Here is a 20,222-nt window from a genome sequence, read left to right as displayed (position 1 = left end):
CCCACAAGTCGCTGAAGCCTTCCTAGATGTGGAAGATGATTGCAACCACGTCAATACGGGGCTCGATGACTTGGCCTCATCCGAGCCTGGGAGCGATCTGTCGCCGAAAAGCAGACTTGATGGGGCAGCGAAACAAACCTGAAGTACCCGTTAGCGGCCGTTCATGTCGGGCAGCAATCGGCCAGAAGCAGCCGCTCGTTAACGCTCTTGCAGCGCAACCTTCAGACCGAGGGCGAGATAAATTGCACCAATCGCTTTGCCTTGCCAGCGGGTAAATCTGCTCAAGCTCTTTAGAGCCTTACCCATGGGCTTCACTGTGAGTGCTATCAGTGTTGTGTAAATAGCGCTCAGGGTCACGAAGATGAGGCCAAGAACAATGAGTTGAGTGAAGCCAGAACCTGCTTCTGGCCGAACGAACTGGGGCAGAAAGGCCAAGAAAAAGAGTGCAGTCTTGGGGTTCAATACTTCAGCAGGTATTGCCTCAAAGAAAGCCCGCCATGCTCCAATAGGCGCAACTTTAGGCAGTGTTGGGTCATAGGGCTTTGCCATGATGGCACGTACCCCTAAATAGATGAGGTACGCAGCGCCAACGTACTTCACAACGCTAAACGCCAGTGCGGAAGTCATCAACAGTGCGGACAGACCGACTGCTGCCAACAGCGTATGAATGAAATCTCCCGTCGCAATGCCTAGACCGCTTGCAATCCCCACGTTGCGACCACCTTCAACGGTGCGGCTAAAGACAAGAAGAACTGCTGGGCCTGGTATCAAGAACAGGCCAAGTACAACGGCAACAAATCCAGCGAGGGTAGAGAAGTCAGGCATAGCTTTTAGGGTGTGAATATGCCGTGAGCATAGCTGCCTAGTGCCCGCTATGGGTCGATTGCTGCCGGTGGTCAGTACAAGCAGGCCGGTCATCACGTCTCGGAATGATGGTCAATTAAGGCCAGCGCCCGCAAACTCGCCGCGCCAACTGTCAACACTGTTTGACGGGCAGAAATCTACCGTTTATTCTCCTGCACGTGAACGCCCTTGGGCACACATAGACGACTGAGCTTTTGAGAGTCGTCAACCGATCCCCCAAGGATCGGTCAAAGCATTACCTCGCAACCCGGATGGGGATCATCGCCCCATCCAGACCTTGCGGTCAGGTGTGGCTGTGCTCCGTCCAAACATTGGAAATTTGGAGTCATCATGCAGCAACAACAAGCACCTGCTCAACGTGAGTTTTTCAACCTGCACGCTAACGGCATTGGGTATTTGCACCGTGTTCGTTGGGTAACGCCCGCTGGTCGTGGTCGTAAGGCTGAACCGTTTCTCGCTTGCGCCATCAGTGCGCTGCGTGGGGCAACGGATTCTCCCGACTACACATACTTCGATCTGCGCGTGTCCTCTGCCGAGGCCATTGACCTGATCGATAGTCTGCAAAAGGAAGTTGATGAGCGCCGCAAGGTGCTGATCTCTTTCCGTATTGCTGACCTCTACGCTCACTCTTACGAGCGAGATGCGCGAGATCAAGGCGGACGCCCCACCGGGCAGAAGGAACTGGCCGGTCTCATCAAGGGCCGTCTTATTCTGGTTAACTCCGTTAAGGTCGACGGTCAGCTCGTGTATCAACGTGCCGAGTCGAATGCGGATGCTGCTCAGTCGGGCAGTCAACCGCATGGCGATGAGGCGTTTCACGATGAACGTGCTGGCAACTCTGAACAGGGTGGCCAAAATGAGCAAGCGCATGGACCTGCAGCGCAGGAACGTGCACCGGCTCAAGCTCCACGTCAGCAACCTCAGTATCGTGCTCCTGTTCCGCAGGGCCGTACACCTTCGGCGCCTGCGCGCCAGCCAGCTCGCTCAGGCGGGTACGGCATTACGCCTGGCCATCAAAGGCAAGGCGGATATGCTGATCGACGCGAACATGATTACGCGTAATCAGCAGTAGCCACCCACCCCTGAATTGCGAAAGCAATTCAGGGCGTGATTTGTGGCCCGAATACCCTGGAATTGCGCTATGCTCTCAGCCTTTCCAAGTGTTTGCCGGTATCACTCAAACCGGATGCTAGGCAACTAGCGAAGCAGGTGAGCCTCTGAAACTTGCGCGCCCTACGGGCCGAGGCACTTATAGACCGTACACACTTCACTCGTTGACGCACACCTCGAACCGGTGTGTTCTGTCTCATTCCCAAAGGATCGGAAGTCCTTTGGCAATTCCAAACAGCACTCCACAGGCATATGCGTGTGGAGTGTTTTTCTTTCACCCACGCGGGCCTGGCCCCGCGTTGGACTGGTGCTCCGCAATCTGATGGAGCAAAAGCTTGATAAAGCTCGAAAACGTGACGTTGCGTGTCAAACAAATTCGAGGGGGCCGCTACGGCGATTTCTGCGTCGGGGAGCTATTCCACGAGTGCTGCGAACTCAAGGTCAAGGATTCACTCCTGGATCAGTTTGAAGAAGGCGAGTATCACGGTACTGTGTGGATCAGCCGAATCTTCCTGCATCAGTACATTGCGTTTGGAAAAGCCGTCACTGAGATGAGAGCAACGCTGCATGACATGCAGCTCGATAGCGCCTCTGACGCTCCTGTCGAGACCGAATTGGCCGAGCCCGACCCACTGCTTGAATCGCCATCCCTGACGTCTCAAACGCCTGTGTGGTCCGCTCCGCTGCCCGCGCCGAGTACCGAGTCGAAGACCGAGGGGTCCACGCGGTTGGGCGAACAGATGCGAGAGCGCATTGAGAGAATAAAGCGTAACCCTGGGCAACCAACCCAAGCAATTGCACAAGCGTCCTCAGTCGAAGATGTAGGTCAGGTCGATACGCCCGATCTTCCTGAAGTGCTCCGAGAATACTGGGATCAGATCCGCGGTCTTCAACCAGTGAAGCTCGATCCCACTGTCGATCGCTCGATGTTGCGAGAGCAGACTGTTGATTTCCACCCAGAAGTGACCCACTAGCCCCCGGTTTTTCCATCTCAATCTGACCCACGCATTAACCCTAGCCTGCTGCTTTCTTGTGCAGCAGGAGACCAGGAGTGATTGACGTGGCCACTTTGAGTGTCATCCGGCGCTGGGCTCTGCGTGAGCACCTGTCCATCCGAGAGATCGCCCGCAGAACTGGGCTTTCTCGCAATACCATCCGCAAGTATTTGCGCTCCGACGTTGTGCAACCTCAACTTGCACAGCGCACCATTGCCACCAAGCTCGACCCCTACGCCAGCAAGCTGTCAGGCTGGCTGCGTACAGAAGTCAACCGCTCTCGCAAGCAGCGGCGCACGATCAAGCAGATGTTTGTGGACTTGCAGGGGTTGGGCTATACCGGCTCCTACAACCGAGTCGCTGCCTTTGCCAGAGTGTGGAAGGCTCAGTGTCATGTGGCTGAGCAAACATCAGGGCGAGGCGTTTTTGTGCCCCTGGTCTTCGGCGCTGGAGAAGCCTTCCAGTTTGATTGGAGCGAGGATTGGGCTGTCATCGCGGGTGTACGCACCAAGCTGCAAGTGGCTCACTTCAAGCTCAGCCACAGCCGAGCCTTCTATCTGCGGGCCTATCCCCTGCAAACCCATGAGATGCTGTTCGATGCCCACAACCGTGCCTTTGCGGTGTTTGGAGGCGTCCCTAGGCGGGGGATCTACGACAACATGCGCACAGCCGTCGATCGTGTCGGCCGTGGCAAGCTCAGAGAGGTCAACGCCCGCTTCAGTGCTATGGCCAGCCATTTCCTGTTCGAGGCACAGTTTTGCAATCCGGCCTCGGGATGGGAGAAGGGACAGGTCGAGAAGAATGTTCGGGACGCTCGCCATCGTATCTGGCAATCTGTACCAGCGTTTCCGACACTCAGTGCCCTCAACGATTGGCTAGAGCAACGGTGTCAGCAGTTATGGCAAGAGATTGCGCATGGCCAATTGCCTGGCTCACTTGCTGATGTGTGGGAGCAAGAACGCTCAACTTTGATGCCCATGCCTCGGCCGTTTGACGGCTTTGTCGAGCATGCCAAACGAGTCTCTCCCACCTGCCTAGTTCACTTCGAGCGCAATCGCTACAGCGTGCCGGCCTCTTATGCCAACAGGCCCGTGAGCTTGCAGGTTTATGCCGACCGCCTGGTTGTCGTGGCCGAAGGTCAGTTCGTCTGCGAACACCCGCGCATCATTGAGCGCAATCACCAAGGCTCTGGGCGTACGGTTTATGACTGGCGCCATTACCTGGCCGTATTGCAGCGCAAGCCTGGCGCATTGCGCAACGGTGCGCCGTTTGTCGAGTTGCCAGACGCATTCAAACGACTGCAAGCTTTGCTCCTGAAGCAACCTGGCGGCGATCGCGAGATGGTGGAAGTTCTTGCCTTGGTGTTGCAGCACGATGAGCAAGCCGTCCTGGCCGCTGTCGAGTTGGCACTGGAGGATGGCGCACCCCGCAAGACCCACATCATCAATATCTTGCACCGCCTCATTGATGGAACACCGGAGCCTGACCCCATCCATTCACCCCAAGCCTTGGCCTTGATCGTTGAGCCACAAGCCAACGTCGTGCGCTATGACCAACTCCGACAGGTGCGCCATGCGTCATGACCCCGCCATTGCTGCGATCATCATCATGCTGCGCCAACTCAAGATGTTTGGCATGGCCCATGCCGTGACAGAACTTGCAGAGCAAGGCTCACCAGCATTTGAAGCAGCACACCCCATACTGTCGCAACTGCTCAAGGCCGAGAGTGCTGAGCGAGAAGTGCGCTCCATTGCCTATCAACTCAAGGTCGCCAGGTTCCCGGTCTACAGAGATCTGGCAGGCTTTGACTTCGCACACAGTGAAGTCAATGAAGCCTTGGTACGCAGCCTTCATCGCTGTGAGTTCATCGAGAAGGCTAACAACGTGGTGCTTGTCGGTGGACCTGGCACGGGCAAGACGCACATTGCTACAGCACTGGGTATTCAGGCCATTGAGCACCACCGTCAAAGGGTGCGCTTCTTCTCTACTGTTGAGTTAGTTAATGCCCTGGAGCAAGAGAAAGTGCAAGGCAAAGCCGGACAGCTCGCCCACAGGCTGGTGCATACGGATCTGGTGATACTCGATGAGCTGGGCTATCTGCCCTTCAGCTCATCTGGTGGTGCGCTACTGTTTCATCTACTCTCGACGCTTTACGAACGCACCAGCGTAGTCATCACCACCAACCTGAGCTTCAGCGAATGGGCCAGCGTGTTTGGTGATGCCAAGATGACCACGGCCCTGCTGGACCGCCTGACCCACCACTGCCATATTCTGGAAACAGGCAACGATAGCTACCGCTTCAAGCACAGCAGTGCAGTCCAACAACCGCCCATGAAGAAGGAGAGAAACAAAACCTAATCCACATCTTGAGCCTTACGGCTCAAGTCAAGGAGTGGGTCAGTTTGAGATGGAAATGGCGGGTCAGTTTTGCGTGGAAATTAACAGTCAGGGCTGGCTGGGTCTGCTCTATGCGGTACTCGACACGGTTCTGTGATCGGTCGGTATTGGCGTACAACATGCAGTAGCCGGGGAGTTCAATGGCGCGCAGTCCAGGCCGAGGCGGCCAAGCGATGACACGCATGGTGCAGACGCTGTAGATGTCCATGGCTGCCGCGCCATTTGGTGCATCCAGGCAAAGTGTGTTGCCCGCAGCGGCGAACATGCTGAAGATGACTTTGCCCTCAGCGGTTGCGGTGTCACCCAGCAGCGCGAACGCAGGCATGCGCTTTCCTGCGCTGCCCAGTCGTGGAGCGGAAAGCTCTGTTGCCCAAACTGTCTTGAGGATCTCCCGGTCCACCGCTGTACCCGTGGACGAAAACACCGAGCTGTCGAAGACGACTTCTCGCATGGTCTCCCAGGACTGCGCGTGAGAGCTTGTCGCCATGGCAATGGCAAGCGCAGGGAATAGGGCAGAAATGAGGGGGCGAACGGAGGCGGGCGCGATCATCGTTGGTCCGCCTTCAAACGACCGCCACGCTCCAACTCCTCCATGAATTGCTCGGGCGGTGTGGCGCCAACCAAGCGCTTGCCGCTTGCCAGCACCACGGTGGGCGTGTTGTTCATGCCATAGCGCTCACCGAGCTTGAGGATCTCGACCAAACCATCGGTGTTGCACGACTCGGGCAATTGCGGCCGTGCGCCGTCCATGATGGCTTTCCACACGCCGGCACGGTCGCGTGAGCACCAGGCCATCCGTGCAAGAGATTGGCTTCGCCGATCAGTGATAGGGAAGATGAAGCGATAGATCGTCACGTTGTCGATCTGGTCGACGAACTTTGTGAAGACTCGGCAGATGGGGCAGAACGGGTCTTCGAAGAGCGCCATCACACGGCTTCCATCTCCGTGCACTTCCTTAATCGCGTGCTGCAGGGGAAGCTTGTTGAATGGAATGACCATCCTCTTGTCTTGTTGCAAGGCGGTCAGGTCTGTTTTGCTCTTCAAATCCATCAACGAGCCGCCCACAAAACTGTAACGACCCGTTTCATTCACATAGAATATCTCCCCTTCGGAAATCACCTCATAAATGTTGGTGAGCGGAGTTGTATTGATTTGCTCTACACGCACCGCTCCGTTCGTGTTTGCGTTGACGCCGGCCTTGATCTGCGCCGCAACCTTCTCTGATACGTCTGCAGCTATTGCTCCAGCCGTCAGGCCAACGAACAAAGCCGCGGCTGCGGCAAGCCTGCCTATCACTATGCGAGGCATTGCTTTGATATGTGATTGCTTTTGCATGGACCGCACTTTAGGGAGCGGTCGGCGTTGCCTCCAGCGGAAACCGTGCGTTACATACATCACGGTTTCCGCTTGACATATCAATTCCGAATTGATCTATATTTGAACTGTCGAGGTGTGTGTCTCGCCAGCCAAAGAAGGCGCCGATGAGGCGGCTTCTTCGTGCGGGCATTCACACGGGTAGATGAATGAATAATTTGCTAGTTGCCGGCACGATGGATGTTCCCGCCGGCTGGGATTTCCGTTTTGGAGATTTTCTAACCGATCTATTTTTTCAAGAGGGCCTTGCAGAAAGCACTCTTCAGGTCCTCCAGATCCAGTTGCGAGCTTTCAACGCATGGCTGTTGGAAGCGACCGGTCGCTCGTGGGAACATGCTTCGGTCGACGACCTGCAGGTATTCCTACTTAGCTGGAAAGACACCAGATCTGTTTCGGCACTACGCCTCAAACAATGGATGCTGCAGCGGTTGTACCGCTGGGCGAAAGAGTCCGGCATCGTGGACCTTGGCGTTCACCGCGCACTGCTACCACTTCGCGGGGGCTTGCGTCGCCCGCGTCGCCCACCATCCAGTAACGCGATCGCTAAGCTGATGGAGCTACCGGACACGAAAACGGCCAAAGGCATGCGAGATCGTGCAGCTTTGGAGCTCCTTTATGGATCCGGGCTACGTGCAGGAGAGCTGCTGAACATTACGCTCGATCAGGTCCCCGCCAGCGGCAAGCCCTTGCAGATATGGGGGAAGGGGAGCAAAGAGCGCTTGGTTGTCGTTGGAGAACATGCCAGGTATTGGATTGCGCAGTACAAAACGGCACGACAAGTGATCCTTGCAGCCGGAGGCCATGGCAAAAGATCCACATCCAAACTGTTCGTTAGTAGCGGACGCTATCCAGACTATCGCTACTACCAGTTGCGCAGAATGGTCAGCCGGTACGGTCGCGAATGCGGCCTTCGGTTGACACCCCACGCATTGCGACACGCCTTTGCGTCGCATCTGTACCAGGGAAAGGCGTCTCTGCACACTATCCAGCTACTGCTGGGCCATGAGCATCAAGAGACGACTGCGCACTATGTCTCTATCTTGCATGAGGATATCCGGGCCATGGCGGATCAGCATCATCCACGCAGCGCGAATTTCGAGCGCTATGTGCGTTGGTAATCTTGTACCGTTGAGGCTGAATCGGTAGCATTGCTGCATTTTCTACGCGATTGAGCTTTTGAGAGTAACTGCCGCTTTGTCTGCGCATCAGCCGGCCTAGTGCCATTCTGCATTGCTCCATTAGATCGGTGCAAAGACTCCTAATCCAACCCGGACAGGGAGCTATGTCTCCTTGTCCGGTGTTGTTTGCGCGCAGTAACGACACGGTTCCTCGTCCATTTCCGAGGAAATCCATGAGCTAGATCTTTGCGCAAAGGGAGTGCGTGTTTTCTCACACAAGAACACGTCTGACCAAGAGATCCCAGTCTTCGATATCAAAGTGACCGGGATGCTTCAGCTGTTTGCTGGGCTGACTGCGCAGCAGGTATGCATCGTGATCCTAGCCCTCCATGCAGAGCTAACCACGCAAGAACGCCTGGCTCGCATGAAGGCACCGCTTCAGTCGGGCGAGACGCTCACTATCGGCTCCTTATTTCAGGGCGGAGGGGTACGCTGGTATGCACTGCGTTGGGCATTAGTACCTCCACCTGCGGTAGTCAGCAGTGGTTAAGCCGCTGGCATTCGTGTCAACAATTTAGGCACTAGCCACATAGATAATCAGAAATTATTTATTCAACAATCCGTCATCGCCTGCATTCTTCAAAAATATCAAGACCAGGATTATAAATTTCAGACTTTACGCTCATTAATCCCAGAACTGAATGGAAATAATTATCATGGCTTATCCTGGCATCAACGTCTAATAGAGCAGCACATCCCTTATCTTCGAATTTTTCGCGCTTAAATGATTCAGAGAACCAAACGATCCAAGGAATGCGTTTCTGAGCATCGGGCGCCAAACTATAAGGAAGACCATGGAGGTATATGTTATTTTCTCCCAAAGACTCGCCATGATCTGAGACATACATCATTGCAGTTGGCCTATCTGGATAGGTCTCCTTAATCCAATCAATTGCTTTCGAAATGAAATAATCAGTTTCTCTTATGCTGTTGTCATATGCATTGACTACTTGTTCTCGACTGCAGGTTTGCAGAGCTGAAGATTCACATTCTGGGAAGTAGGTTTTTCTATCTGGTGAAGAACGCTTGTAATAGGCTGGGCCATGGCTGCCCATTTGGTGAACTAAAACAACGGTTCCTTTAGCTTTACCAAGCTTTGGTAAGTTTTCAATTTTCTTTTGGAGATTGTTCAACACTGCTGCATCAAAGCAACCATCATCTCTGCAATTGATGTCACCTTTGATTATCTCTTGATTTTCAGCAGGTATTCTCGCACATACCCCCTTGCACCCTGATTGATTGTCAACCCAAAGCACATCCAGACCTGCCTTTTTTAGAACATCTAATAAATTTTCGTAATTTTCTCGTCGATCAAAGAACTTCTCCCTCGATAAGTGTGAAAACATGCACGGCAGTGACTCTGCGGTGCTCGTTCCACAAGCCCAGGCATTTTTAAATGACAAGATGTCTTTTCGACTTGATAGCAAAGGTGTGGTATCTCTTGAATAGCCATTCAACCCCAAATGATCTGAACGAGCGGTTTCTCCGACTACAAGAAATACTATAGGGTCTACAGCCCCTTCAATGTATGCTCCTTCTCCTATTTTTACCAAATCTTTTGATTTCCTCTTCTGGGAATCGTCAATTTTCTTGAAGACCGCATATAGTCCATTGTATGGGTTAATCAAATAGCGAATCTCCTTATGGTTCCTCATGGTTGAGGAGAACGCCTGAAAAGAAACGATTAGGCTTACCACTGCTATTGAAATCCCCAGGAGAGCAAGCATCAAACGCTGCAATATCAGTTTGCCAAAAGTAGATTTTGAGAAATTTCTGCGCCATATAAACCACAATGGAGGTAGCGACAGCAGCAAAATCACAAAAATCATCTGCAAATTAATCAAATCAGAGGCTTCTTTGAAGTCTGTTTGCAGCACATTAGTTATCATATTGGAATCAATAACAATCCCGTATGCTTGCATGAAATAGGCAACTGAAGCCGCACTTACGACAAAGATGCTGGCAATTGGCCTTAAAAGCCTCCCCCATCCCAAAACAGAAATCGAAAGAATATTCAAACCAATTAATATAAAAACAAAGGATATTATTAGACTTATATCCGATTCTTCACCTAATTTAGATATTTTCAGCCAAAGATAATAATTAGAAAAAATAGCAATCCATATACTAACTCCAATGATCATGCGTGTTGATTGCATGCCACTAGATAGCAGGAATTCACTTATTTTATTGAAAGTCTTCATTTTACGGAAAGAATTTAATCAAGAACTATTCAGCTTCTCAATGAAACTATTTTTGAATTTACAAAAACCCACAATAGTAGAGATAAAATCTGATCTAAACGATGACATTTAGATTACATTTTTGTCATTTTTTGAGCAAAAAAAAAGCGTGGATCGTGTCACCACGAATCCACGCCAAGAAAATATTACTGATTACCCAGCCATAGCTTGGTTACGAGCATCTCGCTGCGAAGGGGTTTCTTTTGTCAGCTCATCAATAACTTGTTGACGAGTCTTCTCGGGGCCTGTGCTCTTAACCGCAGGGTAATTTCCTGCGCGCATCCGAGTATCCCCACCATCGCGCACTGCATTCGCTGCTTCTGCACGGACTTGGTCACGGGTTTGAGAGCTCTTGAAGTGTCCAGGGTATGCTTTTACACCGGCCTCGTTATTTGTGGGGTGCCAGTACGTATCTGCGACTGCGACGCCAGGCATTGCCAGAACGGTTGCCATTGCGGCTGCGGCGGTGAGAGATGCAAAAATTTTACGGTGAGCCATTTAATACTCCTTAAGTGAATTGATTTTCTTCTCCATCTAAGAAAGTGGTCTATTCAGAGAAGATGGGTCAAGTGTAGAAAATACCCACCGACAGATTGCCAACAGGAATGTGACAATGTTGTCATATTAAGTATTGTTACAAGAAAAAAGCCATGGCCTTAGAGGCCATGGCTTTTACGAGGCGAGTAGAACTACTTGTATCAGGCTGGCTTTTCCTCAGTAGAAGCTAACACCTGCTCATCCTCCGTCTCGGAGAGATCCTTGCGGTGTATCAAGCTATAGAGCAATGGCAACACGAGAAGGGTCAGCAAAGTCGACGACAAGATCCCGCCGATCACCACTGTGGCCAAGGGGCGCTGAACTTCTGCGCCTGTGCCCGTGGCGATGGCCATCGGAACAAAGCCTAGCGATGCAACCAACGCGGTCATCAGAACAGGCCGCAGTCGGGTCAAAGCGCCTTCAGTGACTGCTTCATACAGGCGTTTGCCTTCTTCGCGCAGCGATCGGATGTAGGCAATCATCACCAAGCCATTGAGCACAGCCACGCCTGACAGTGCGATAAACCCGATCGCAGCCGAAATGGATAAAGGAATACCGCGCATCCAGAGCGCCAAGATGCCACCTGTCAGCGCAAACGGAATGCCCGTGAACACGATGAGACCATCACGAACATTGCCGAACATTGCAAACAGCAAGACAAAGACCATCAGCAATGCTGCCGGCACAACAATCGTCAAGCGTTTTCTAGCCGACTCGAGGTTCTCGAAGGTTCCGCCCCATCGGGTCCAGTAGCCGGCAGGCAGTTGCAGCGATTCGAGGCGTTGTTGTGCTTCTGTGACGAAAGATCCAATATCACGTCCGCGCACGTTGGCACTCACCACGATGCGGCGCTTACCATCCTCTCGGCTCACCTGGTTAGGGCCTGGTGCGATATCAAAACTAGCCACGGCCGAAAGCGGAACAAAACCAAGTCGGCCATCCGTACCGCGTGGAAGCGCGATAGGTAGGCGTCCTATCGCTTCCATGTCATTGCGCACTTCGTCCGGCAAACGAACCTGAATGTCGAACCGCTTGTCTCCTTCAAAAACTGTGCCGGCTTCACGACCGCCCAGTGCCGTACTGATGGTGTCTTGCACGTCACCCATGTTCAAACCATAGCGCGAGGCCTTCTCACGGTCGATTTTCACGGTGAGCATTGGCAAGCCTGTGGTCTGTTCGACCTTGACTTCAGAGGCTCCAGAAATTTGCTGCAACATGCCTGCGACGGCTTGTGCGTTCTTCTCCAGCACAGTCATGTCGTCGCCAAAAATCTTTACAGCGACATCACTACGCACACCCGATATCAACTCATTGAAGCGCAGTTGAATAGGTTGAGAGAACTCGAAATTGTTGCCTGGAACTCGATCTGCGGCTGCCTGAATTGCTGCCAACAAATCGTCTCGTGTACGTGCCGGATCCGGCCATTCGGACTGCGGCTTAAGCATGATGTAGCCGTCCGAGATGTTCGGTGGCATCGGGTCAGAGGCAATCTCCGCGGTACCTGTACGAGCAAATACCCTGTCGATCTCAGGAAACTCTTTCTTCAAGGTTTTCTCGATCTGCATTTGCATCTCAAGGGACTGGGTCAGGCTGGTTCCTGGAATCCGCAGAGCCTGAATGGCGAAGTCGCCCTCGTTGAGGTTTGGTGCAAATTCACTACCAAGACGCGTTGCCAGCAGCAGGCTTAACACCACCGCCACACCAGCGGCAGTCAGAACAACTGCAGGAGCTCTCATGACGCGATGAAGGGCTGGTGCATAAACGCGACGCGCCCAAACCATGAGGCGATTTTCCTTCTCCGCAACCTTGTTGCCCATGAAAAGAGCAATCGCCGCAGGAATGAAGGTAATGGACAGCAGCATTGCGCCAGCAAGCGCGATCACCACAGTCAGCGCCATGGGATGGAACATCTTGCCCTCTACACCTGTGAGCGCAAAGATTGGCAAATAGACCACCATGATGATCAATTGTCCAAACAACAATGGCCGACGCGCTTCCTTGGCTGCAGCAAATACTTCGTGGAAGCGTTCACTGCGCGTCAAAGAGCGTCCGCGTGCTTCTTGCGCGTGGGCAAGACGACGCACGCAGTTCTCCACAATGACCACCGCGCCATCAATGATGATGCCGAAGTCAAGAGCGCCCAGACTCATCAAGTTGGCACTGACTTTGTATTGCACCATGCCAGTAAAGGTGAACAGCATGGACAATGGAATGATCAGCGCTGTAATCAGGGCCGCGCGGAGGTTGCCTAGGAAAAGGAAGAGGATGACAACAACTAAAGCCGCACCTTCCACCAAATTCTTCTTGACCGTTGCGATAGCTTTATCGACGAGGTTTGTGCGATCGTAGACCGTGATCGCTTTCACGCCTTCAGGAAGACTGCGGTTAATCTGCTCCATGCGTGCAGCCACAGCCTGCGAGACCACACGGCTGTTCTCCCCGATCAGCATGAAGACCGTGCCAAGCACGACCTCTCGGCCGTTATCCGTGGCAGCTCCAGTGCGAAGCTCACGACCCAAGCCAACCTCTGCCAAATCACGAATACGTATGGGCTGGCCTTGAGCCGAACCCACGATCACTTCTCGAATGTCAGCAATGCCAGAGACTTGACCTGGGGCACGGATCAAATACTGTTCACCTTGACGCTCAATGTATCCAGCTCCCACATTGGTATTGTTGCGTTCCAACGCAGCAACCAGGTCAGCAAGAGTGAAACCATAGGACGCCAGCTGTTCTGGGCGAGGCGAAACCAGATACTCTTTCGCGAAGCCGCCAATAGAGTTGATTTCAGTGACACCTGGCACATTACGCAGTTGCGGTTTGATCACCCAGTCCTGTATCTCGCGCAGATCCATAGGTGTGTAAGGCGTTCCATCTGCCTTCTTTGCACCATCCTCGGCCTCAACGGTCCAAAGATAGATCTCACCCAAACCTGTAGAGATAGGTCCCAGCGTGGGAGTGACACCAGCGGGAAGATTATCACGGGCCTGTTGGATACGTTCGTTGACTAACTGGCGAGCAAAGTAGATGTCAGTGCCATCTTTAAACACTACTGTCACTTGCGACAGGCCGTAGCGCGACAGCGAGCGAGTCTGTTCCAGATTGGGCAAGCCGGCCATCACCGTTTCAATTGGGTAAGTGACTCGCTGCTCGGTCTCAAGCGGCGAGTAGCCGCTGGCCTGCGTATTGATCTGTACCTGAACATTGGTAATGTCAGGTACAGCATCAATAGCGAGGCGTTGATAGTTGTATACGCCAATAGCCGCTAGGGCCAGAACGGCAACCATGACCAGCCAGCGCTGCTCAATGGCAAATCGGATAATTCGTTCGAACATTTGCAGCCCTTGCTTAGTGTGCGTGCTCGGCTGTAGCCTTGCCCAGTTCGGCCTTAAGCATGAAGCTGCCTTCAGTCACATAGGACTGGCCGGACTTCAGCCCTTCAAGAATTTCTGTTGTCTGGGGGTCCGAGCGACCAACGCGCACGGGCTGAGCTCGGAAGCCCCCCTTGACGGGCACAAACACAACACTGTTTTGGCCGTCCAGACGCTGGATAGCACTGGAAGCTACCGCTACTGGCACTTGTTGCGAAGAGGCAGTCAACTCCACATTGACGAATAGACCTGGGCGCCACGCGCCTTCAGGATTCTCTAGAGTGATTCGAGCAGGAGCAGTACGTGTTTCCTGACCAATCAGAGCACCCACGTAAGCAACCACCCCAGTCGCAGACGACGAGAATGCTGTCGCCTTGACAGTTGCTTTTTCCCCAACCTTCACGGCGGGCAAGTCAGATGCTGCAACCCTCATTTCAGCCCAAACGGAACGCAAGTCTGAGATTGTGAAAACTTGGGTAGTGTCCTGAACAGCTTCACCGACGGCGAGATGCTTCTCGACGATCACTCCGTCAAAAGGAGCCCTTAGTTCAAATCGGTTTAGTGCACCGCCTCCGCCTCCGGCGCCGTTAGCCGCCAATTTTTGTTGAGCATTTGAAACGGCAATTTCTGCCTCGCGCAGTGTCTGCCGAGCCTGCAAGTAATCCTGTTCAGCCGATACCTTCTCCTCCCACAGCTTTTGCTCTCTGGCATAGCTTGTACGCGCCAGTGCTAAGCGTTGGCTAGCGGCTTGAAGTTCACTTCGTTGCTCAGAAACAGCCGCACTGCTCAACACAGCCAGCAACTGCCCCTTCTTTACAACCTGGCCGAGATTGGCGGGTACCGAGTCGACGACGCCAGGGACTCGAGGGACAACGTGAGCCGTTTTGTCTTCGTTGAAGCGTATTTCCCCCGGAAGTTGCAGTACTGAGCGAACAGTTGCAGAGCCGACCTCTGCGGTTCGAATGCCTGCAGCCTGCATACGCTGCGAATCCATTTGGATAAGACCTTCATCGTCATCATGAGCACCTTCGGCGCTTTTCTTCTCTGCAGACTTGGCTCCGTCGTTTTGCTCTTTTTCATCATGGTGCTCACCATCTGCGTGCCCTTTTTCATCTTTGTGATCACCGCTTTGCTTCTCGCCGTGATGTTCTGTGTCTGCGTGGCTAGCGGCTTCTGAGTGCCCCTGACCTCCGGCACCTTTAGCACTGCTGCTGTCCGGACCACTGCGAAGAATTAGTGCAGCAGAAAGAGCGCCAACTACTAGGATTGCAGCAATTGCAATCTGAGTGCGCCGAGTCCCAAATGGAGATGATTTTGTATCGTTCATGTTGATGATCTGTGCAAAAAACTTACTCGTCTGTTGTGCCCAACAAGCGTTCGATATCGGCCGAAGCACGATGTGTGGCCATTAACTGGTCCAGGTATTGACTACGTACATCAAACAAAGAGCGTTGCGCGTCAAGTACGTCCAGATAGCCGAATTTCCCTAGCGCAAAGCCTTTGCTTGCCGCCTCATAGGCGACTTGTGCAGTCGGCAGCACGCGTTCAGACAGTTGGATAGCTTGTTTACGACTTGCCTCTAGCGTCTCTCGCGCCGCATAAAGTTGAGACTGAAGTTCCAACCGGGTAGCTAGCAAGCGCTCTTCAGCTTGGTCAGCCAGGCGGAGGGCTTGCAACTGATTTCCTCGATTGGTATCGAGCACAGGCAAGGGAATGGAGACGCCGACTACGAGTTGATTGCCGGTCTCTTGAGCGCGCTTCATACCTAGACTCACCGTTGGGTCAGGAATTCGCTTTGCGCGCTCCAGATCTGCGGTCGCCCGGCTCTGTTCAACAGTGAAGCGAGCTTGCTGAATGGAAGGCGACTGTTCCAAGCGGCTTTGAAGAGACCCAATTTCCGGAACAGGAGGTAACGCGTCAAGTTTGCCTTGCGCATCACCAAATACAGGGCCTCCTTCTCCGATAAGGGCCTGTAATTGTTGACGAGCCACTCGTTTTGCGGCCTGAGCTTGAGCTTGCTCCAGTTCAGCACTGGACTCAGCTACGCTGGCCCGGTTGGCCTCTAGGGGCGCTGCCTTGCCCGCTGCTACACGCTTTGATGCGGCCTCACGCGCGCTTCGTGCGATGTCAAGAGTCTGTCCTGCGAGGACCTCACGCTGCTGTGCCACTAACAACCCGAAGAATGCGAGTCGGACATCTGCGACAAGGTTAGCTTTGGCGGCATCCAGTTCCGCTTCAGCCACATCTCGGCCACGTGCTGCAGCACGCATGCGAGCATCGCGCTTGCCGCCGATTTCCAGCATTTGGGTCCATTGCACTGTAGAGGTGCGCTTATCCCTGCTGGTATCTTCTTGTGAATACGATAGCGCTGGGTTAGGCCTCGCCTTACTTTGCAGAACAGCTCCATCGCTGGCCTCAAGACCGCGCTGGGCAGCTCGTAAACGGGGGTGTTGGTCGATAGCGCGTGCGACTGCCGTGTCAAGAGTCAGCGGTGCCAGAGACGCCTTATTGGCAGGATTGTCCTGCGCTATGCCTGCCACGCCAGTTAAAGCCAAACTGGTGAACAACAACGCATGACGCAACGCACAAGCTGCTCGGCCAGCGCGATGAGACGACGAAGAAATCATTGTTAAAACTCCTACCCGTGCAATCGAAAGTCTGCCGGGCGTTACTTTGCCCAAGTGAGGAATAGAAAGCGGGTGGGCGCTGCCACTCTAATAAAGTGCTCCCCTCACCATCCTGACAGCCGGATGACAAATTTGTCATTTTCAAAATGCGTGCACCTATCTCAGAATAGTCAGCATGAAAATCCTGGTTGTAGAAGATGAGATCAAGCTCGCCGATTACCTAAACAAGGGTCTGGCGGAGGAGGGCTTCACTGTGGATGTAGCCCATAACGGTATTGACGGTCTGCACCTGGCCAGTGAAATGGACTACGACCTGATCGTGCTTGACGGCATGCTTCCGGGCATCGATGGCCTAGCCGTGCTAGCTGCGCTGAGGCAAACGAAGCAAACACCTGTACTGATGTTGACTGCTCGTGGCCAAGTGGAGGATCGTGTCAAGGGACTGCAGTGTGGCGCCGATGACTATCTCGTGAAGCCATTTGCGTTTTCTGAACTGGTCGCACGCCTGCATGTGCTATTGCGGCGCAGTGGCCCCAGTGTGGCCCAAGCCGCCCCGGAAGCGACAACTCTGCGCTTGTCTGACCTAGAGTTAGACCTGATTCGTCGTAGGGCTACACGGGCGGGCCAAAGAATCGAGCTTACGGCCAAAGAGTTCAATTTGCTAAGCCTTCTATTGCGCCGTCAAGGGGAGGTTCTATCAAGAACAGAGTTGGCATCTCAGGTTTGGGATATGAATTTCGACAGTGAAACCAACGTGGTAGAGGTCGCTGTCCGGCGGCTGCGACTAAAGCTTGATCAGCCTTTTGAGCATCATCTCCTCCACACCGTCCGTGGCATGGGCTATGTGCTCGAATCTCGCACAACATGAGCAAGACCGCTGCACCACATTTAGCTCGACGTTTAGCCCGCGCCTTAGCACTGCAAACCATTGTCGGCCTCGGTTTTGTATGCATTGCTGTCTATTTTGTGATCTCCGTCACGCTGTCGGAACGTCAGCAAGACACCTTAGATCACAAGAAAACAGCAATCGAGCACCTGTTAAGCGAGAGCCGAGGGGTTCACTCCCCAGAGGCCTTGAACCACATGCTTAACGACTTCGTCACGGGGCATGACGAACTGTCTTTACGCCTGGTGCCAACCTCCGGTAAAAGCGCATTTGAACTTTTGCGCCAACCTGAAGATGACGACCGGGTTGCAGTTCGCAAATTTTCAGTGGAAGTTCCGACAGTTAACGACGGCCTGCAGCCAATGCAAGCGGTCCTGTTGCTAGACCGTAGACCAGATGACCGACTGCTTAATCGTCTGGCCTGGACCCTGGGCATTGCCGCCGTGGCGGGTGCATTGCTGGTCTCATTTGCGAGCACATGGCTTGTTCGCATAGGACTCAAGCCTTTACGCCTACTGGTGGATCAAACGCGAAGCCTTTCTGCGCAAGACTTGCATCGCCGTTTAGATGATAGCCATCAACCTCAAGAATTAAGACCATTGATCGCACAGTTCAATGCATTGCTTGACCGACTGGCCATCGCCTATCAACAAATGGAGGCGTTCAATGCTGACGTGGCACACGAACTAAACACACCGTTGACCACCTTGATCAGTAGTTGCGAGTTGGCGCTTCGTAAACCGCGTAGTGCTGTTGAACTACAGGACATCTTGGCCTCCAACCTAGAGGATCTACAGCGCATGGCTGGAATCGTGGCAGACATGCTGTTTCTGTCACACGCAGACCGCGGTACTGAAGCGCGGCGATCCGCCAAAGTGAGTCTTGCAGAGCTTGCCTCAGAAGTGGCCGAGTTCCATGAGGCAGTACTTCAAGAAGCGCACCTTCAAGTTCTAATCGATGGAGATGCAAGTGTTGCTGTGGATGCGCGTTTGGTTCGCCGTGCACTATCCAATCTTTTAGGCAACGCTTCACGCTATGCAGAACCCGGATCAACGATCACTATCGAGATCTCCCAAAGCGTAGTGGAGACACCAGATGGCAAACGTGACAACGTTAGCATTGCGGTGATCAACCGAGGAGCGGAGATCGATCCCATCCATCTGCCACGCCTGTTTGATCGGTTCTATCGTGCTGATGCGTCCCGCGCACATGCAAATCTCAATCACGGCTTGGGATTGGCCATCGTTGCAGCTATCGCACGGATGCACGGCGGTACCACTTTTGCAATCTCTTCAAGCGGGATCACCAAAATTGGGATTTCCTTACCTGAATCACCTATTGCATCGCCCGATACCTTTAAATCTCCTTCATGAGAGTGCCCCTAGGCAGGTAGACATACCTGGTCAGCCCTTTTGAGCATAGGAGGCATTCCATGAGTGCACAGCGGTTTACGCCGGAATTTAAGAGGGAGGCGGTCATGCAAGTCACGGAGAAGGGGCTCTCGGTGGCTGAAGGTATAAATAGGTTTCGATAGCCTCCTGAATCTCCGGAATGAGTCCATCGCTTATCTTCGAGTAGGCATAGGACTGTGCGTATGACTAGGCATACAGAGACGATTGAGGAGATTCCCCGGGACCAGCGTTGGTCCGCTGCCGAGAAGGCTGCCTTTGTTCGCAAAACGTATGAGCCGAGCATGAGCGCCTCGCTTCTGCCCCGCTAGGAGGGCGCGTCGGCGAGCTTTCTATTCAGTTGGCGGCGGCTGGATCGCGAAGGCTCGCTGGTGGCCGTGAGTGCCGGCGAAGTGGTTGTGGCGGCTTCGAAGCTACCGGCAGCTCGCGCCGACATCGCCAAGCTGCAACGTGTGTAGGGGGACCTAGGAGAACGAGATCCTCAAGGAAGCCGTGGAGCTCGCCGCAGAAAAAAGTGGATTGCGCGCTCGCCCTTGTTGCCTGTGAACGACCAATGACGTCGGTCTGCTCGGTGCAGGGCGTGTCGCGCTCGATTCTGCATGTGCGGCATCACCGCTCTGGCCACTGGCAGGACAGCCGCAGAAGCCGAACTCCAACCCCGGATGAGCTCTTGCTGGCCGACCTGCGGCGCCACATTGCCGAGGCTATCGCCGCGGCGGTGCGCTGCTCGATCGAGAGAGGCGATCGCAAGGGCAACAGGCGCCGAACCAAAAGCGCGCATCCACTGGGCCATGGCGCAGCATCGACTGGTGTTGGCCAAAGAGCCCAAGCGGCGGCATTCGAGCCGCATTCACGCTGGTCACGTCAGTGTGCCGATGAGCAACATGCGCAGGTGCTCTGACGGCTTTGAGATCAAGTGCGATTCGGGGGGCAGTCACAGCCTCCTTCGCAAAGGACTGCTACGACAGAGAGATCCTGGTCTGGCGAGCTTGGGAGGGAGAGGGACTTGCGGGAGAGCCTGTGCCCCACAGGCTGGTCAGGAGTTGTAGTTGCAGTGACTTAGGATCGAGTTAACGCTCTACTGTCGATGCAGGATTCACCTTCATCAGTCTTTCCACTCCGCACAACAAGGTTCGTAGGCTAAAAAATCCAGGCGTCGTCGCGCGCAGTAGTCCGAGAAATCTTCGCGAGGCTAGAGCTAACATGCAGGATGCAGACCAAGAGCTGGAGC

At 53.7% G+C, this 20,222-nt stretch carries 15 protein-coding genes; 7 read left to right on the top strand and 8 right to left on the bottom strand.

Translation table 11 applies throughout. The features are described 5' to 3' along the window. Window positions 1-198: 198 nt before the first annotated feature. On the bottom strand, window positions 199-825 hold the full coding sequence (locus NOX35_RS13275) for a LysE family translocator (RefSeq protein WP_182282963.1): 627 nt from the start codon (window positions 823-825) through the stop codon (window positions 199-201). A gap of 369 nt (window positions 826-1,194) precedes the next feature. Here NOX35_RS13275 and NOX35_RS13270 point away from each other — a divergent pair, with 369 nt between their 5' ends. From NOX35_RS13270 to istB, 4 genes are all read left to right on the top strand, one after another. Beyond that, a complete protein-coding gene (locus NOX35_RS13270; protein WP_080731525.1) occupies window positions 1,195-1,926 on the top strand; it encodes a DUF3577 domain-containing protein in 732 nt (243 codons plus the stop codon). Window positions 1,927-2,309: 383 nt separating this feature from the next. Further along, the gene (locus NOX35_RS13265; protein WP_256493547.1) at window positions 2,310-2,948 is read left to right on the top strand and encodes a DUF3275 family protein; all 639 of its coding nucleotides are present in this window, start codon (window positions 2,310-2,312) and stop codon (window positions 2,946-2,948) included. A 77-nt stretch (window positions 2,949-3,025) separates the two neighbouring features. Further along, the gene (gene istA / locus NOX35_RS13260; protein ID WP_256493546.1) at window positions 3,026-4,552 is read left to right on the top strand and encodes an IS21 family transposase; all 1,527 of its coding nucleotides are present in this window, start codon (window positions 3,026-3,028) and stop codon (window positions 4,550-4,552) included. After that, window positions 4,542-5,327 carry an IS21-like element helper ATPase IstB gene (istB, locus tag NOX35_RS13255; RefSeq protein ID WP_256493544.1) on the top strand — a complete coding sequence of 262 codons (786 nt, stop codon included), beginning with the start codon at window positions 4,542-4,544 and terminating at the stop codon, window positions 5,325-5,327. The genes istA and istB overlap by 11 nt, the downstream gene beginning before the upstream one ends. A gap of 22 nt (window positions 5,328-5,349) precedes the next feature. Here istB and NOX35_RS13250 read toward each other — a convergent pair whose 3' ends face one another. Then, window positions 5,350-5,916, bottom strand: a complete 567-nt coding sequence (locus NOX35_RS13250) for a hypothetical protein (RefSeq protein WP_256493542.1) — start codon at window positions 5,914-5,916, stop codon at window positions 5,350-5,352. Further along, window positions 5,913-6,674, bottom strand: coding sequence for a DsbC family protein (locus NOX35_RS13245; protein WP_019042139.1), 762 nt, complete (start codon window positions 6,672-6,674; stop codon window positions 5,913-5,915). Before NOX35_RS13245 ends, NOX35_RS13250 begins: the two co-directional genes overlap by 4 nt. A gap of 215 nt (window positions 6,675-6,889) precedes the next feature. Between NOX35_RS13245 and NOX35_RS13240 the strand changes: the two genes are divergently transcribed. Further along, window positions 6,890-7,858 (top strand): tyrosine-type recombinase/integrase, encoded by a 969-nt coding sequence (locus tag NOX35_RS13240; RefSeq protein ID WP_231879659.1) that lies wholly within the window; start codon window positions 6,890-6,892, stop codon window positions 7,856-7,858. A 623-nt stretch (window positions 7,859-8,481) separates the two neighbouring features. Here the strand turns inward: NOX35_RS13240 and NOX35_RS13235 are convergent. The 5 genes from NOX35_RS13235 to NOX35_RS13215 all read right to left on the bottom strand — a co-directional run bounded on the left by NOX35_RS13235 (window position 8,482) and on the right by NOX35_RS13215 (window position 16,696). Further along, window positions 8,482-10,062: a phosphoethanolamine transferase gene (locus NOX35_RS13235; RefSeq protein ID WP_242607054.1), complete on the bottom strand. Its 1,581-nt coding sequence runs from the start codon at window positions 10,060-10,062 to the stop codon at window positions 8,482-8,484. A gap of 252 nt (window positions 10,063-10,314) precedes the next feature. Next, on the bottom strand, window positions 10,315-10,659 hold the full coding sequence (locus NOX35_RS13230; RefSeq protein WP_019042316.1) for a DUF4148 domain-containing protein: 345 nt from the start codon (window positions 10,657-10,659) through the stop codon (window positions 10,315-10,317). 200 nt (window positions 10,660-10,859) lie between these two features. Then, window positions 10,860-14,033, bottom strand: coding sequence for an efflux RND transporter permease subunit (locus NOX35_RS13225; protein WP_019042317.1), 3,174 nt, complete (start codon window positions 14,031-14,033; stop codon window positions 10,860-10,862). A 13-nt stretch (window positions 14,034-14,046) separates the two neighbouring features. Then, on the bottom strand, window positions 14,047-15,396 hold the full coding sequence (locus NOX35_RS13220) for an efflux RND transporter periplasmic adaptor subunit (RefSeq protein ID WP_029158349.1): 1,350 nt from the start codon (window positions 15,394-15,396) through the stop codon (window positions 14,047-14,049). A 22-nt stretch (window positions 15,397-15,418) separates the two neighbouring features. Next, complete coding sequence (locus NOX35_RS13215) at window positions 15,419-16,696, bottom strand: TolC family protein (protein ID WP_034356756.1); 1,278 nt, start codon at window positions 16,694-16,696, stop codon at window positions 15,419-15,421. Between the two features lie 175 nt (window positions 16,697-16,871). On the opposite strand from NOX35_RS13215, the gene NOX35_RS13210 reads away from it, so the two are divergent. Then, a complete protein-coding gene (locus NOX35_RS13210; protein ID WP_019042321.1) occupies window positions 16,872-17,564 on the top strand; it encodes a heavy metal response regulator transcription factor in 693 nt (230 codons plus the stop codon). After that, on the top strand, window positions 17,561-18,955 hold the full coding sequence (locus NOX35_RS13205; protein WP_019042322.1) for a heavy metal sensor histidine kinase: 1,395 nt from the start codon (window positions 17,561-17,563) through the stop codon (window positions 18,953-18,955). The genes NOX35_RS13210 and NOX35_RS13205 overlap by 4 nt, the downstream gene beginning before the upstream one ends. Window positions 18,956-20,222 lie beyond the last annotated feature (1,267 nt).

Source organism: Comamonas sp. C11 (genome assembly GCF_024496285.1).
GTDB lineage: Bacteria > Pseudomonadota > Gammaproteobacteria > Burkholderiales > Burkholderiaceae_C > Comamonas > Comamonas testosteroni_F.
Note: the sequence above shows the minus strand (reverse complement) of the source record. Positions and strands in the feature narration are given on the sequence as shown.